This window comes from Halovenus salina, from assembly GCF_026410925.1.
Classification (GTDB): domain Archaea; phylum Halobacteriota; class Halobacteria; order Halobacteriales; family Haloarculaceae; genus Halovenus; species Halovenus salina.
In genome coordinates this window covers 3,035,569-3,048,412 of sequence record NZ_CP112972.1, presented here as the reverse complement: position 1 = coordinate 3,048,412, position 12,844 = coordinate 3,035,569, and the positions used below count along the sequence as shown (strand labels likewise).

At 61.4% G+C, this 12,844-nt stretch carries 19 protein-coding genes and 1 other RNA gene; 9 read left to right on the top strand and 11 right to left on the bottom strand.

From position 1 onward, the window contains the following. Positions 1–10: 10 nt before the first annotated feature. Positions 11–320, bottom strand: an RNA gene (ffs, locus tag OSC37_RS15395) — signal recognition particle sRNA. 58 nt (positions 321–378) lie between these two features. Then, the gene (locus tag OSC37_RS15390; protein WP_267162319.1) at positions 379–1,281 is read right to left on the bottom strand and encodes a DUF106 domain-containing protein; all 903 of its coding nucleotides are present in this window, start codon (positions 1,279–1,281) and stop codon (positions 379–381) included. A 143-nt stretch (positions 1,282–1,424) separates the two neighbouring features. Between OSC37_RS15390 and OSC37_RS15385 the strand changes: the two genes are divergently transcribed. After that, a complete protein-coding gene (locus OSC37_RS15385) occupies positions 1,425–1,730 on the top strand; it encodes a DUF5798 family protein (RefSeq protein WP_267162318.1) in 306 nt (101 codons plus the stop codon). Positions 1,731–1,769: 39 nt separating this feature from the next. On the opposite strand, the gene OSC37_RS15380 is transcribed toward OSC37_RS15385, so the two are convergent. Both OSC37_RS15380 and OSC37_RS15375 read right to left on the bottom strand, forming a co-directional pair. Further along, positions 1,770–2,072 (bottom strand): DUF5785 family protein, encoded by a 303-nt coding sequence (locus tag OSC37_RS15380; protein WP_267162317.1) that lies wholly within the window; start codon positions 2,070–2,072, stop codon positions 1,770–1,772. A 62-nt stretch (positions 2,073–2,134) separates the two neighbouring features. After that, positions 2,135–3,748, bottom strand: a complete 1,614-nt coding sequence (locus tag OSC37_RS15375) for a DUF7289 family protein (RefSeq protein ID WP_267162316.1) — start codon at positions 3,746–3,748, stop codon at positions 2,135–2,137. A gap of 218 nt (positions 3,749–3,966) precedes the next feature. On the opposite strand from OSC37_RS15375, the gene OSC37_RS15370 reads away from it, so the two are divergent. From OSC37_RS15370 to OSC37_RS15350, 5 genes are all read left to right on the top strand, one after another. Continuing rightward, complete coding sequence (locus tag OSC37_RS15370) at positions 3,967–4,452, top strand: type IV pilin domain-containing protein (RefSeq protein ID WP_267162315.1); 486 nt, start codon at positions 3,967–3,969, stop codon at positions 4,450–4,452. Between the two features lie 199 nt (positions 4,453–4,651). Next, complete coding sequence (locus OSC37_RS15365; protein WP_267162314.1) at positions 4,652–5,113, top strand: 30S ribosomal protein S15; 462 nt, start codon at positions 4,652–4,654, stop codon at positions 5,111–5,113. Further along, positions 5,114–6,241 (top strand): hypothetical protein, encoded by a 1,128-nt coding sequence (locus tag OSC37_RS15360; RefSeq protein WP_267162313.1) that lies wholly within the window; start codon positions 5,114–5,116, stop codon positions 6,239–6,241. Next, positions 6,238–6,495, top strand: a complete 258-nt coding sequence (locus OSC37_RS15355; protein ID WP_267162312.1) for a KEOPS complex subunit Pcc1 — start codon at positions 6,238–6,240, stop codon at positions 6,493–6,495. Before OSC37_RS15360 ends, OSC37_RS15355 begins: the two co-directional genes overlap by 4 nt. Then, positions 6,488–7,111, top strand: coding sequence for a 30S ribosomal protein S3ae (locus tag OSC37_RS15350; protein WP_267162311.1), 624 nt, complete (start codon positions 6,488–6,490; stop codon positions 7,109–7,111). Before OSC37_RS15355 ends, OSC37_RS15350 begins: the two co-directional genes overlap by 8 nt. Before the next feature lie 54 nt (positions 7,112–7,165). Here the strand turns inward: OSC37_RS15350 and OSC37_RS15345 are convergent, their stop codons facing one another. Both OSC37_RS15345 and OSC37_RS15340 read right to left on the bottom strand, forming a co-directional pair. Then, the gene (locus OSC37_RS15345; protein ID WP_267162310.1) at positions 7,166–7,540 is read right to left on the bottom strand and encodes a hypothetical protein; all 375 of its coding nucleotides are present in this window, start codon (positions 7,538–7,540) and stop codon (positions 7,166–7,168) included. 61 nt (positions 7,541–7,601) lie between these two features. Beyond that, positions 7,602–8,324 (bottom strand): alanyl-tRNA editing protein, encoded by a 723-nt coding sequence (locus OSC37_RS15340; protein WP_267162309.1) that lies wholly within the window; start codon positions 8,322–8,324, stop codon positions 7,602–7,604. A 94-nt stretch (positions 8,325–8,418) separates the two neighbouring features. Here OSC37_RS15340 and OSC37_RS15335 point away from each other — a divergent pair, with 94 nt between their 5' ends. The 3 genes from OSC37_RS15335 to pdxS all read left to right on the top strand — a co-directional run bounded on the left by OSC37_RS15335 (position 8,419) and on the right by pdxS (position 9,988). Continuing rightward, positions 8,419–8,610 (top strand): 30S ribosomal protein S17e, encoded by a 192-nt coding sequence (locus tag OSC37_RS15335; RefSeq protein WP_267162308.1) that lies wholly within the window; start codon positions 8,419–8,421, stop codon positions 8,608–8,610. Positions 8,611–8,774: 164 nt separating this feature from the next. Next, positions 8,775–8,945 (top strand): thioredoxin domain-containing protein, encoded by a 171-nt coding sequence (locus tag OSC37_RS15330; protein ID WP_267162307.1) that lies wholly within the window; start codon positions 8,775–8,777, stop codon positions 8,943–8,945. 134 nt (positions 8,946–9,079) lie between these two features. After that, positions 9,080–9,988 (top strand): pyridoxal 5'-phosphate synthase lyase subunit PdxS, encoded by a 909-nt coding sequence (gene pdxS / locus OSC37_RS15325; RefSeq protein ID WP_267162306.1) that lies wholly within the window; start codon positions 9,080–9,082, stop codon positions 9,986–9,988. Positions 9,989–9,997: 9 nt separating this feature from the next. Here the strand turns inward: pdxS and OSC37_RS15320 are convergent, their stop codons facing one another. The 5 genes from OSC37_RS15320 to OSC37_RS15300 all read right to left on the bottom strand — a co-directional run bounded on the left by OSC37_RS15320 (position 9,998) and on the right by OSC37_RS15300 (position 12,816). Further along, positions 9,998–10,639 (bottom strand): halocyanin domain-containing protein, encoded by a 642-nt coding sequence (locus OSC37_RS15320; RefSeq protein ID WP_267162305.1) that lies wholly within the window; start codon positions 10,637–10,639, stop codon positions 9,998–10,000. A gap of 67 nt (positions 10,640–10,706) precedes the next feature. After that, positions 10,707–11,627: a hypothetical protein gene (locus OSC37_RS15315; protein ID WP_267162304.1), complete on the bottom strand. Its 921-nt coding sequence runs from the start codon at positions 11,625–11,627 to the stop codon at positions 10,707–10,709. Positions 11,628–11,678: 51 nt separating this feature from the next. Next, the gene (locus tag OSC37_RS15310; protein ID WP_267162303.1) at positions 11,679–12,110 is read right to left on the bottom strand and encodes a metal-dependent transcriptional regulator; all 432 of its coding nucleotides are present in this window, start codon (positions 12,108–12,110) and stop codon (positions 11,679–11,681) included. Between the two features lie 22 nt (positions 12,111–12,132). Continuing rightward, positions 12,133–12,612: a ferritin-like domain-containing protein gene (locus OSC37_RS15305; RefSeq protein WP_267162302.1), complete on the bottom strand. Its 480-nt coding sequence runs from the start codon at positions 12,610–12,612 to the stop codon at positions 12,133–12,135. Between the two features lie 72 nt (positions 12,613–12,684). Continuing rightward, entirely contained in the window at positions 12,685–12,816 is a 132-nt protein-coding gene (locus OSC37_RS15300; protein ID WP_267162301.1) for a hypothetical protein, read from the bottom strand. Positions 12,817–12,844 lie beyond the last annotated feature (28 nt).

Genomic DNA, 12,844 nt, shown 5'->3' with positions numbered 1-12,844 from the left:
CGCGTATGAATGGTGGACTGCCGAGATTGCACGGCGTTCGGACACGGGTAGGCCCGCGTGCCTCCTCCACCCCGCGGCCCTTCGAGCGACAGATGTCCGAGGGTCCGCTGCTCGCTTCCGCGCCTGGCGGACTGCCCTCGGTTAACCGGACTACTGCGCCCCTGCAGGCACAGCCGACCGGACCTCCATCCCCGAAGGACGAGGCTTCGACGTTGGCTTGCGGGGCCCGCGACCGTCTACCGCACGCCCCCGGAATTCGGTCCCACTTAAGGCCACTTGTGGTATGCGAGCGGGGCCTAACCGCCCGACCTAGTCCATTTTACTCTAAATCTCGTCCCCCATAAGGGGCTTTCGGACTTGTACGATAGACAGTTCAGGTCACGCCGCCGCTTGATTGTCAGTAACTCTCTTTGTGGCCCGTTTTATCACGAGATTCGAGACCACGACGTTGAGGGTGTAGTACACCATCCAGAGCGGTACCGGTCCAAGCACACGTGCAGTCCACGCCATTCGGCCAAGCACCGGCAGCGCTGGTGTCGTAGCGCCAATTGCGAACTGTGGAGCGACCACAGCCCAGGAGACCCAGAGAAAAACGGGAACCGTAACGAGCATCGTCCAGGCCAACGGTCGGAGCATGTGAGTCAGTATGCCCAATTGGGAACGCATCAGTTCGTCGCGTCGCTCGCGTAACCGTTCGACCGCCGTCTCGTCACCGCGCTCCTCTGCCTCGCGAAGCTGCTCTTTGGTCGTTTTCAGCCTCTCTTTGATACTTGTTACCTGTTGTTGATCGACAAGTCGACGACGAACCCCTGTCGAGATAGCTGCCACCGTAACCGCCAGAAGCGTCACGAGCATCCAGAATGGAACGGCTCCCGCGAGCGGCCCAAACATGATGTTTGCCCCACTCACGACGCTGCTTTTGATAGCGGGTATTTGATATCCGGTCGCAAGAACGAGCGCGCCGGCTCCGGCAACCTTGTCGGTCAGCCGCCATCCCGGAAGTGCCTCCGTCTCCTCGATACTGATATCGGCTGTCACGTCGATACCGGCAGTGTTCAGCGCCTCCCTGAGGGCTGGTGGGTCATCGATTACAAACGAGTCGCCGACCGAAACCAACAGCTCACTACCGACTATCTGTCCCCAGACCTCTGCAGGAACGGCTCCACTGACCGACTGCCAGGTGACCGTCCCATTCCCCTCCTCAGCGCGTGCCAGAACTATTGCCAGCGCCTCTGCCGTCGCCTCGTCTTCCAGAAGAGACTGGAGAGAACTATCAGTCATGCTGTAGGTTTCATTTGGTTTTCTTAAATAGCTTTCTCCGTGTTTCTGTCCGTGCAACGTCGTCTTCGCCGGAGCAGAAAAGCGGCGGGTGGTCGGAGGGTCGCTCCGTAACACCCAACAGGACTCCCCGGCTATCGTGGTGTATGGATATCAGCGGCACCGCAAAGAAGGTCCAGCGCGCGACGAAAGTCGCCGAAGAGAGCTACAAGAAGATGCAGGTGATGATGGAGCAACTCCAGGGACTCCAAGACGATATGGAGACGACGAGCGCGCAGGTCGACGACATGGAACGCGAGATGGCAGAACAGCGTGTGCTTCTCGAAGCCGTCGCCGAGCAACAGGGTATCGATGTCGAAGACGTACTCGCCGAGGCAGACCTTCCCGAGCCCGCCGAAGACGACGAGAACGAGGAGGAGTCGCCAGAAGAGCCCACGACAGAGGACACGTAGGTACCGACGACTCCCGCAGGACAACGAGAACGCCCGTCGTCAGGCGCTTTCGAGCCGGTAGGGCCAGTAGTCTTTCTCTCGGAGCGCCTTCCCTGCGGTCTTGTGGAACTCGGGGAAGTCCTCGAACTCGGTGTCGCCGTCGATGTCTTCGAAGATGTCTGCGACGCTGACAACAGTCTCGTAGTCGATACGAACCGGATGGTCGCCGTACTGGTCGACATATTCGTCGGCGGTAAAGGGGAAGTCTTCGCCCTCGTCGATTTTCTTCGCCAGCACCGCGTGACCGTACTTGCGTCGCCCCTCACTACCGTCGTCACCGTCCGGGTCGTGTGGCCAGTCCATACCCGATAGTTAGTGGAAACAGACAAAAAGGATTTCCTCTCGCCTCTGTCCCGCCCCTCTCGTTATCTGATCTCGATACCGTTCTCGGTGATGTGGAGGTAGGTGATGCTGACAATCGAAGCGTCCTCGGGGACAGTCTGTTTCGCTTCGAGGGCCGTGTCGAAGTGGACTCGTCCGTCTTTGCCGTTCTGGACTGTCACCTGTCCGGCGATAGCCGCCCCGTACAGGTCACTATCGACCGTTATCGTAGAGGTGAGGTCGGGCGCATAGATGGAGCCGACGAACTCGTCAGAGACAGTAGCGCCGAAGCCGTCGGCACCGTATATCGTTGTAATCGTCGCGTTATGCGTGTCTGCGGTCGTCAGTGCTGCGTTGATATCGACCGAATTGTTGACGAAGACGGTGAAGTCGTGATTGCCCTCGACCGTAATCTCGTTATCAATCGTCAGGTCCTCGACACCGAGAACAACTTCACCGTCGGTCGTGTTCACGTCGGTGATGCCGCTGACTGTGTCGGCGTAGTACGTGCCGGCAGTCAACGTGGACCCGGGCGCTTCCCCTTCGTCAGCGAGGGAGGCGAAATTCTCCGAGACGAACGGCGCTATCGACGGAGTGGTCGGAACAGCCGAGATCTGCTCGCTGTCGCCGATGGCACAGCCCCCATTGAACGAGTCGACGTAGCGCACGGTTCCACTCACTTTGGCACTCCCCCCACATTCGAACTCCTCTGCGGTGACGTTCCCGGAGATTTCGAAGTTGCCGCTGAGGTCGACCATTCCAGTTACCGACAGATTAGCCGTCCTCGTGCTCGACGAATACGTCCCTTCCGAGGAGTTGTAGGCATCGATTTTAACAACATTACCCGAGCCCTGTACGTCGAAGTCACCAGCCGTCGTCGTGACGGCGTTCTCGTAGGTCTGTGAGCCGATTGGCGTGATCAGCGTCAGCTGTACGCGCTGTGCGGAGTGGTTGTACTCGACGCCGCCGTCGGTCCGCTGCTCGAAGTACTGTCCCCACCCCTGGTAGTACTCGCTTTCGACGGTGAGAATCACCTTGTGGTCGTCAAGCGGGTTCGTCCGGTTGGCGCTCGTCCCGACCGGAAACAGTCGACTCTCTCCGGTCCGTGTCACCGTGGCCGTGTTCCCGACCGAGCCGTCACCCGTGATGTTCACAATCGGCAGCGTCAGCGTCCCGTTCCGGTAGTGGAACTCCGGCGGCGAGACCATCGTCCCGTTGCCGTCCCCGGACCGGAAGACCCCACCTCCCTGGTAGGCGAGCCGCGAGTCGCCGTTGTCGAACTCCAAGGTACCAAGCGAGAGCTCAACCAGCGGGTCGCCCCACGACGGCGTCGAGCCGTCGCTCCTGTTTCTGAGTTCGATTCGCAGCGTACCAGCGCTCCCGTCGACGGCGAACTCGTCGCCGGTTTCGGACGGCAGGGGAATCCGCTGTGAACTCGCCTCGCCGAGCGCGACCAGTCCTGCCTTCGAATCGAGCTGTGTCAGCGTCTGCTCGGCTCGTTGCTCCGAGAGTCGGTCTTCGGTGTCGTTGATTGCAGTCGCCCCCAGCGTGACAACAGCGGCGGCACCGGCCATCATGATACCGAGGATGAGAACGACCGCGACAGCGTTGCTCTGTGCCCGCCGCGAGCTCGCGCTCTCATCCCTGCGGGGGGTCATCGCCAACTTCTACGCCAAGCGTACTGATAAGGATACTGCAGAAGCCGCCGAGCCTCCCCGTGTCCGGAGGTGACAACGAGAGAGACGGCCCATTCGGCGGCGGAGTGTTTATATCGACGCTCGGCCGTAGAGATGGCAATGTGTGTCCACTGTGTATCGGCTGGCGTCTTGGGTCACCAGTCGGTGTGGGCCACGTCGCCGTGGGGTGACCGACAACGATGATACCACAGGGACCGAGAGACGACACTGCCATCACGCCGCTTGTCGGCGTTGTGTTGATGCTCGCAATCACAGTGACAGTGGTCGCAATCGCCATCCCGCTGGTGTTGACCCAGAGCAACGCGGTTACCGACGACCAGCCGACGGTGGACCTCGGATACTCCTACACCGAGGACGTCGACTCCGGCGCGACCGACGTCTTCGGTCTGACAGCCGACAACGCCACCATCGACGCGGACGGCCAGCTCACGATTATTTTCGAGTCAGGTGATACAGTCCCGGCCGACCGGCTCAGCATCAGCGGTGTCCAGAGCTCGGGCAATCTCACTGATAGCGACAGCTTCGCGGGAGGCGAGACAGTGACACAAGCCACGGAAGTGACCGTCTGGGCGAGCAGGGGTGAGACAGTACAGGTGCGCTGGACCGCCGAAGACGACGATGAGTCGGCACTCCTGGGGACGTTCACAGTTCGGCCGACCTCGTGAGTTCAGGCCGCAGCGAAAAGTAACCGTTAACAGTCCCGACCGAGTGTATCCGGGTGGGAACGCACGGCCGCAAATCTGACGCGCCGTCCGCTTGGGCGGCTTGGGATTGCGGAAGTGTCACCCGCCGGCAGCCGCTGTCAGACAGCGACAGCCGGCGGACAGTACACGCCGCTTTGGTCTGTGTTCCAACCAGATACACATGGCACGAATGCATACGCGCCGCCGTGGCTCGTCCGACTCGGACAAGCCGGCGGCAGACGAACCACCGGAGTGGAGCGACGTCGACGCGGACGCCGTCGAGGACCGCGTCGTCGAACTAGCAGAACAGGGCCACAGCCCGAGCGAAATCGGCGTCATCCTCCGTGACGAGGGCGTCCAGGGCACGCCGGTGCCCGACGTATCGCTTGTCACCGACAAGAAGGTGACCGAGATTCTCGACGAACACGACACGGAGCCCGAGATTCCCGAGGACCTCTACAACCTCCTCGACCGGGCAGTACGCCTGCACGACCACATGGACGAGAATCCGACCGACTACCAGAACAAGCGCGCACTCCAGAACACGGAGGCAAAGATCCGCCGTCTGATGGACTACTACCGCGGCGACAAAATCGACGAGGACTTCTCGTACAGTCCCGACATCGCACGAGAACTGCTATAGATGTCCACGACCGGCCGTTCCGACGGGTCCGCCCCTGTGGCGAGTGATATCGCCGCCCGACTTCGGGAGGCCGACCTCGTCAGACTCGTCGCTGGCGCGACCGGCGACGCTGTCGCCGCGACGGCTGTGCTGGCAACAGCACTCGAAGCCGACGCCGTCGCCCACCAGTGTTCGGTCGTCCCAGTGCCCGAGTCGGCACGGCGAGCGACCGACGCGGATCTGACCGTCGGCGTTGGTCGCCACGCGGCAGACGCCGACATCACACTTGGGACGGATAGAGAGCCGGCCAGCTCGACGGCCTTCGCCGTCGCAACCGAGCTCGGGGCGGTCGATTACGAACTCGCGCTCGCGGGCATCACGGCTGCCGGCGTGTCTCCGAAGAGTGACACGCTCGCCGCCGCCAACGCAGCCGGCATCGAACGGAGACCGGGTGTCGCCATTCCGACCGGCGACATCGCAGACGGGCTAGCACACGCGACGCTCGTCCACGCCTCGTTCTCGGGAGACACCGAGGCCACCGAGGCCGCACTCGAAGACATCGATGCCGAGGACGAAGACGAGGAGATGCGCCGCCAAGTCGCCTCGATGGTCGCGTTCGCGGTGTGTGGCGACGAGGCCACGGCACCGCGCGGGGCCGAGGCAGTCGAGCGGTTCCTCCGGCCACTCGTGGCACCGGGCGGTCGGTTCGAGACCGTCGAAGGGTACGGCAACGTACTGGATGCAACAGCGCGCGAACAGCCGGGACGTGCCGTCCCGCTCGCGCTCGGTGCAGTCGACCCCGACCAGGCACTCGACCTCTGGCGGACCCACGGACAGCGAGCACACGAGGCGATTCGCTCGGCGTCGACGGGCCGCTATGACGGGCTGTATGTCGTCCGCTGTGACGGCGCAGTCGGCACGGTAGCCCGACTCGTCGCAGCGTATCGCTCGCCCGAGCCGGTCGTGCTGGCCCTCGACGACGACGAAGCCGTCGCGGTGAGCGTCGACGAGACGGGACCGCTCGGCTCGCAGATGGAGACGGCAGCGAGCCGTGTCGACGGTCGTGGCGGCGGCACAGAAACGACCGGTCGGGCACGCTTCGACTGTGACCCGACAGCGTTTGTCGCCGCCTTCAGGGAGGGACAATGAGCCGGCACGCACGCATCGAGTCGACGTTCGAGAGTGAGGAAGCTGCCAGGCAGGTCGCAGCAACGCTCCGGCCGGACAACACGCCGGAGATGGAAACCGCCGTCGACGGAACGACGGTCGTGACAGCAGTCGAGCGCGAGACGACAGGCGGTCTGGGGGCGACAGTCGACGACTACGTCGTCAACCTTCAGGTCGCAACACAGCTTACAACCACGGACGGGGAGACGTCCACCACAACAGACAACAATGAGTGAACGATCAGTCTCACGACAGAAGCAGCAGAAACGCTGGTACACCGTGCTCGCCCCCGAGCAGTTCGACCGGGAGGAGCTCGGTGAGACGCCAGCAGACGAACCGGACAGGGTACTCGGCCGAACCATCGAGACGACGCTGGGTGACCTTCGAAACGACGCAAGCGACAACAACACGAAACTGACCTTCAAGGTCACGGAAGTTGCCAGCGAGAGCGCATACACGGAGTTCACCAAACACGAACTCACCCGTGACTACATGCGCAGCCTGGTCCGCCGTGGCTCCTCGAAGGTCCAGGCCTACGTGACGGTGCTGACTACCGACGACTACCGCGTCCAGATTCAGCCCGTCGCACTGACGACGAAATCCGCCGACGAGAGCCAGGAGAAGGCCATCCGCCGAACGATGATCGACCTCATCGAGGAGTCCGCCGCGAACCGGACCTTCGAGGAACTGGTCGACCGCGTTGTCAACGGTGACCTCTCCTCTGCGATTTACAACGAATCGAAGTCAATCTATCCGCTTCGCCGCGTCGAAGTCCAGAAGCTGACCCTCGAAGCCCGGCCCGAAGAGGTCGCCGTCGAGGAAGAGACCAGCGTCGCTGTCGACGACGAATAACGTCACCGTTCTTTTTCAGCGCCACATCGGAATCCGTATGAAGCGCAAACTCGGTTACGCGTCGTCGACGAGCTGTGCGTCGATTTCGTAGAACTCTATCTTCTCGTCTTCGTCGTGGATGTCTTCGAAAACGTAGTCGCGCCGTAGCTCGGTCGACCCAGAGAGTTCCAGTGGTTCTTGCTGTACCCACTCCTCGGATTCGCCCTCCTCGGGGTCGTAGCGGAGCAGTACCTCGACTGTACTCTCTTTTGTATCCCGAAAGCCGTTCTCGATGGTGAGCTGAATCTTGATATTGCCGCCCGGCTGGAGGCTGAGGGCGGTGTCCGTGACGAGAAACTCCGGCTCTTCGTCGTCGGTACAGCCGGCAAGCGAAGCGGCCGCCAGGGAGCCGAGCAGACCCAGCGTCTGTCGGCGTGAGGGTGACTCCATCAGACAACAGTCAGGATTCTTCAGACTTGTACGTTCTGAATGCGGACGACACAGCGATGTTCTACGCTTCGAGTTGGAACTCTATACGGTCGACGTCTGCCCCTTTCGAGGTGCAGTCGACGATGTCTACGTGTCCAACATCTCCGAGGCTGTCGACGTGTGTTCCGCCACAGGGACACATATCGAATCCCTCGACTTCGACAACCCGGAGCGGGTCGACCGAGTCCGGAATCAGATTTAGGAGCGCACGCCCCTCATCGACCTCCCGCTCGACCGCCTCACGCGGACGGTTTGCCTTCGTCACGGGGTAGTCCTGGTTGATGGCCTCGTTCGAGAGGCGCTCGATGCGCTCGATGTCGGCCTCGTCGAAGTCGGCGGGCTCGAAGTCGATTCGCGACCGGTCAGCGTGTACCTGATTGCCCGCGGTCGTGGCGTCGTACTCGTCGAGGACGACCCGGGAGACGACGTGCTGTGCGGTGTGCATCCGGCGGAGCTTCTCGCGGCGCTGCGTGTCGATATCGCCGTCGACGGTTGTTCCCTCCGCGGGTGGTTCACCGGTCATCGACTCGACGTAGTGGCGCACATCGCCGTGGTTCTTGCGAGCGTCCGTAACCGTTGCCTCGCCGCCGTCCCACGAGAGCGTGCCGTGGTCCGGGGGCTGTCCGCCCCCCTCCGGATAGAAGTAGGTCCCGTCGAGCACGATGTACTCCTCGGTGGCTTCGGTCACTGTCGCCGTGAACTCGGTCGTGCCGTCGTCGTCGGGCAGGTACAGCAACTCTGTCATGTGAACACCTTACAGACACTCCCTAAAGAATCGGTCGGAGGGAGACGACAAGTCGAATCATTTTAAAGGCCGTCCCGGCTACGTTGGGATACCAATGGCCATCAAACCTGCCTACGTCAAGAAGACGGGACGACTCCTCATGGAGCGATACCCCGACGCCTTCGGACCAGATTTCGAACACAACAAAGAAGTCGTCAACAAGCTCACCAACATCGAGTCGAAGGGCGTCCGCAACCGCATCGCGGGCTACGTCACGAGCAAGCAGAACACCGAACAGCCCGCATAGCTCCATGGCGGCCGTCGGTGGTTCGTATCACGGCCAACATCTTTTCATTCAATCGAGGTTTCTAGTGAGGTAGCTATGGTCTCCGACGCCACCGAGACACCGCCTGTAATGCCACGTAAACTGGGCCTGAGAGTTTCGAGGCATTCGTCGACAGCTCCGTCCTCGTGTTACTCGATGTCTGTACGGCGTGGTGTGGGCCGTACAAGGCCACGGAGCCAGCAATCGGGGAGCTGTCGGCAGAAACAGACGGCCTGCCAGTCGGGACATCTGTCGAACGTATAATCGGCCGAAAATCAAAGGATGCCCTTCTCTCGGCCGTCGACGGGTATCGCTGAACGACAGCAACATTACCAGGAATTTCGGGGGCTATCGAAATGTCGATAGTGGATAAAACCAATGATACCATGTCTCATGTAGACATACCCGTCATAATCAGACCCGTTAAGTTTGTGTAGGCCAAGAATCAGACATGAGCCAAGAAACTGACCTCGAAGAACTCCAGCGTGGGACCGACCTCGTCAAGCGCGGGTTCGCCAAGATGCAGAAAGGCGGCGTCATCATGGACGTCGTCAACGCCGAACAGGCTCGCATCGCCGAGGACGTCGGCGCGGTGGCAGTGATGAACCTCGAAGCCGTGCCGGCAGACATCCGCAAGCGCGGCGGTGTCGCGCGGATGGCCGACCCCGCCTCGCTCGACGAGATTATCGACGAGGTCTCGATTCCGGTGATGGGGAAAGCCCGCATCGGCCACACGACTGAGGCCCAGATTCTCGAAGCCGCCGGTGCCGACATGATTGACGAGTCGGAAGTGCTGACGCCGGCAGACGACAAGTACCACATCGACAAGCGTGACTTTACCTCGCCGTTCGTCTGTGGCGCACGGAACCTCGGCGAAGCGCTCCGGCGCATCGAGGAGGGAGCGGCGATGATTCGGACCAAAGGCGAGGCCGGGACTGGCGACGTGAACCAGGCTGTCCACCACCAGCGCAACATCAAGAGCGCAATCAGGAAGCTCGAAGGAATGAGCCACGAGGAGCGCGAGCGGTGGGCCCGCGACCACGAGGCACCAGCCCACCTCGTCCACGACACCGCCGAACGAGGCCGCCTGCCGGTAGTCAACTTCGCCGCTGGCGGTATCGCGACGCCGGCCGACGCGGCGCTGATGATGCACCACGGCTGTGACGGCATCTTCGTCGGCTCAGGTATCTTCGGCGCAGAGAACCCACGAGCGATGGGCAAGGCTATCGTCGAATCGGTCAACAACTGGGACGACCCCGAGACGCTCGTCGACATCGCCACCAACGTCGGCGAGGGGATGAAAGGCGACGCGAACGCAGAGCTCGACGAAGACGAACAGCTCCAGCACCGCGGCGTCTAAAAAGGACTCTTACTCGTCGCCGACCAGTTCGTTGTACGCGCCGACGCCGATAAGCGAGACAGTACCGAAGACACCGGCACCCGCGACGACGGACCCGAAGTTCATACCACCGTCACCACCGCCTCTGCCGTAACTCGTGAGCTCTGTCGCGACGTTGTCTTCGCCGACGACAACAACACCGAGCATTCCGAGTGTCTTGTGGGGGTTACAGTAGTACTGATAGACGCCTGTATCGCTCTCCTCGAAGGTAAGCTCGTAGGTGAACCCTTCCTCGCCGATCAGTGAAGCCTCGTGTACGTCAGGGCTGTTGATGAAATCGTCTTCACCAAGGACGTTGTGAGCGCCACCCGCACCGGTCCAGCGCCAGGTTATCGTCTGACCAGGCTCGATGTAGATGGCTGCCGGATTGAACCGATAGCCCTGCCTGCCAGCACCCACATCGACAATCACCTCGTCGAGACCGCTCGCGTCGGCCGTCGTACCGTCCCAGTCCAGTTCTGAGTGGTTGAGATAGCCGTCGTATGCTTCCGATTGCGCGGCAGCGGTCCCCGAGCCGGCAGCGCCGAGCGCGAGTCCGCCGGCCGCCGTCCCAATGCCGGCTTTGAGTGCTTGCCGTCTCGTCACCGCTGGCGTTGACTCGTGTTCGTCCATATTCCCTATTCGCGGTTTCCGACGTATAAATCCGCTTGTTCCGTTCCGAATGGCCCACAGGATATCCTCACGACAGCGTGCGATACTCGTCGAGCAGTGCATCGTGTTCCTTGCAGAACTCTCCGGGTTCGTTGTAAAATCCATCTCTGACGGCCTCGGCTCCGGCCGTCCGTTCGAGGGCATCTAGCATCGCACAGCCAACCCGGTACGGAAGCCGGTCGTCGCTAAGCAGAGCCCCAAAGAGCCGATCCCGCGAGACGGGCTGTTGCTGAAGCGTCTCGCGCAGCGAGTCGTACTGCTCGACAAGTGTTTCCAGTCGTGAGGTGTCCGAGAGGATTGCGTAATCCTCACAGACGACGTGGTCCTGTGTCCCGACAGCCCCATCTGCCCGTCTGCAGGCCAGCGGCGTGTACGTCGCATAAGCCTCTGTGTGAAACACGGTGTTGAATACGTCCCACTGTGTCTCTGCCCGCGCCAGCGCGTCACCCTCCAGTGAGAACTCTTTCCGGGCTTCGTGTTCCTGTTCGTAGACAACATGTGAACTCTCGTGAATAGCGGTGTACAGCACCTGTCGCGGGTACTCGAAAAAGAGTGGTTCGTTTAGGTCGATGTACGCTCCGTTGTCCAAGCCAGCACCGAGTGTATATCCGACGCCGAGATATACTGTAACCTCTGAGAGGTCGTCTTCGTGTGTGGCCCGCCTGAGTTGTTTGGAAATTTGCTCGGTCCACTCCGTCGCGTGGGCCCGAACGTGGTCGAGCAGACCCGCAATGCGGTCTCGACTTTCTGTGGGAGGTTCGTTTCGGGCGAAGACCGTCTCTTCGCCGGAGGCGGCGGCCGCGACGTCGCGTTCGGTCACCTCACGGCCAAACAGGTCAGCGTGGCTCCGGACCACATCGTAGGCTGGATGATTCCAGACCTCTGTCAGTGAAGTGTCGCCGTCGAGATACGAAAGGAATAGCCTGGCGGCCGAGGCGTCTATTTTCATACGACGACAGTCAGTGGCGGCCGCAAAAGGTATTGCGCTGAACGGTCCGTCTCAGTCGGCTGCGTCGGCTTCCAGTTCGAGCAGCGCACACACGTCGTCTTCCGCGTCGAAACAGTCTGGACACTGCGGCTGGCGGTCGATAATGGTATCGAGGCGCTCTGCCACCGTCTCGTCGATGACTGATTCGAGCTGTTGTGCCTCGGTACGGAAGTCCTCGACGTCCAGCACCTCGACGAGAAAGCGTTCGATGATGCAGTAGTTCTGGAGTGCGTCCCTGGCGCGGACGATACCCTCGTCGGTCAGGTCGACGCCCTTGTACTTCTCGTGGTTACAGAGGCCGTCGCTTTCGAGTTTCCCAATCATCTCGTTGGCGCTCGCGGGGCTCACGTCGAGCATCTCCGCGACCGCACCCGTCGATGCCGGACCGTCTTCGATCTCCTGGACGAGGTAAATCGCCTTCAGGTACTGGTTTGCTGTATTCATAGCTCCCTCCGGTCGTCGTCTGTCATTCTCGTTCCTCCATCAGTGCCGCGACCTCCTCGACACCAGTTTCTTCTTCCTCGCGAATCGCCGCCAGTTCCTCCAGCAGTTCCTCCCGGTCGACGCCGAAGGCTGCATCTGAGGCCTCGATTGACTCGATGAGGTCGTCGTAGAACTTGTAGGCAGTCTCCTCGTTACAGAGCTGGTCGTAGAGGACGCCGTCGAAATCCTGGTCGGATTCGTAGCGCTGTTCGACCAGCGTCTGAATCTCGCCGAACGGAATCGTTTCGGCGTCGAGCGCTTCGACCAGTGCCTCGATACGTCGGCGGTGGTCGGCGGACTCCTCGGCGGCCTCTGCCAGAAGCGCTCGAATCTCCTCGTCGATATCCTCGGACTCTTCGGCGTGTTTGGCCGCCCGGGCTTCGACGACTTCCTCCAGGACCACCCCAATCTGGAGGAGGCGGGCGAGCTGGTGGTCCGACGACACCGGCGTCTGGACGCTCATGGCCACCCCGGGGGGAAAGTCCCGTTGTTCAGTGCTGCTCGGTTCATATGGGTACGTCGGGCGTACGCCCCCTTAAACGGTTCCCTGTGGAACGTACTCCCTGCGCTGGTGGTGTATCCGGCAGTTCTCGTCGAGTATCGAGAACGCTGCTTCCGGGGTGCCGAAATACTCCTCCCCGTTTGTCTCACTCAGGTCGTCCGGCACGTGCCTGAGTTTTCCACGGGAGTGGATA

Excerpts from the sequence above, each read along its gene's own strand:
- OSC37_RS15355 (WP_267162312.1), top strand. The coding sequence starts at position 6,238 with ATGAGCCGGCACGCACGCATCGAGTCGACGTTCGAGAGTGAGGAAGCT.
- OSC37_RS15360 (WP_267162313.1), top strand. The coding sequence starts at position 5,114 with ATGTCCACGACCGGCCGTTCCGACGGGTCCGCCCCTGTGGCGAGTGAT.
- OSC37_RS15390 (WP_267162319.1), bottom strand. The coding sequence starts at position 1,281 with ATGACTGATAGTTCTCTCCAGTCTCTTCTGGAAGACGAGGCGACGGCA.
- OSC37_RS15335 (WP_267162308.1), top strand. The coding sequence starts at position 8,419 with ATGGCCATCAAACCTGCCTACGTCAAGAAGACGGGACGACTCCTCATG.
- OSC37_RS15370 (WP_267162315.1), top strand. The coding sequence starts at position 3,967 with ATGATACCACAGGGACCGAGAGACGACACTGCCATCACGCCGCTTGTC.
- OSC37_RS15305 (WP_267162302.1), bottom strand. The coding sequence starts at position 12,612 with ATGAGCGTCCAGACGCCGGTGTCGTCGGACCACCAGCTCGCCCGCCTC.
- OSC37_RS15310 (WP_267162303.1), bottom strand. The coding sequence starts at position 12,110 with ATGAATACAGCAAACCAGTACCTGAAGGCGATTTACCTCGTCCAGGAG.
- OSC37_RS15340 (WP_267162309.1), bottom strand. The coding sequence starts at position 8,324 with ATGACAGAGTTGCTGTACCTGCCCGACGACGACGGCACGACCGAGTTC.
- OSC37_RS15315 (WP_267162304.1), bottom strand. The coding sequence starts at position 11,627 with ATGAAAATAGACGCCTCGGCCGCCAGGCTATTCCTTTCGTATCTCGAC.
- OSC37_RS15350 (WP_267162311.1), top strand. The coding sequence starts at position 6,488 with ATGAGTGAACGATCAGTCTCACGACAGAAGCAGCAGAAACGCTGGTAC.
- OSC37_RS15385 (WP_267162318.1), top strand. The coding sequence starts at position 1,425 with ATGGATATCAGCGGCACCGCAAAGAAGGTCCAGCGCGCGACGAAAGTC.
- OSC37_RS15365 (WP_267162314.1), top strand. The coding sequence starts at position 4,652 with ATGGCACGAATGCATACGCGCCGCCGTGGCTCGTCCGACTCGGACAAG.
- OSC37_RS15320 (WP_267162305.1), bottom strand. The coding sequence starts at position 10,639 with ATGGACGAACACGAGTCAACGCCAGCGGTGACGAGACGGCAAGCACTC.
- OSC37_RS15345 (WP_267162310.1), bottom strand. The coding sequence starts at position 7,540 with ATGGAGTCACCCTCACGCCGACAGACGCTGGGTCTGCTCGGCTCCCTG.
- pdxS (WP_267162306.1), top strand. The coding sequence starts at position 9,080 with ATGAGCCAAGAAACTGACCTCGAAGAACTCCAGCGTGGGACCGACCTC.
- OSC37_RS15380 (WP_267162317.1), bottom strand. The coding sequence starts at position 2,072 with ATGGACTGGCCACACGACCCGGACGGTGACGACGGTAGTGAGGGGCGA.
- OSC37_RS15375 (WP_267162316.1), bottom strand. The coding sequence starts at position 3,748 with ATGACCCCCCGCAGGGATGAGAGCGCGAGCTCGCGGCGGGCACAGAGC.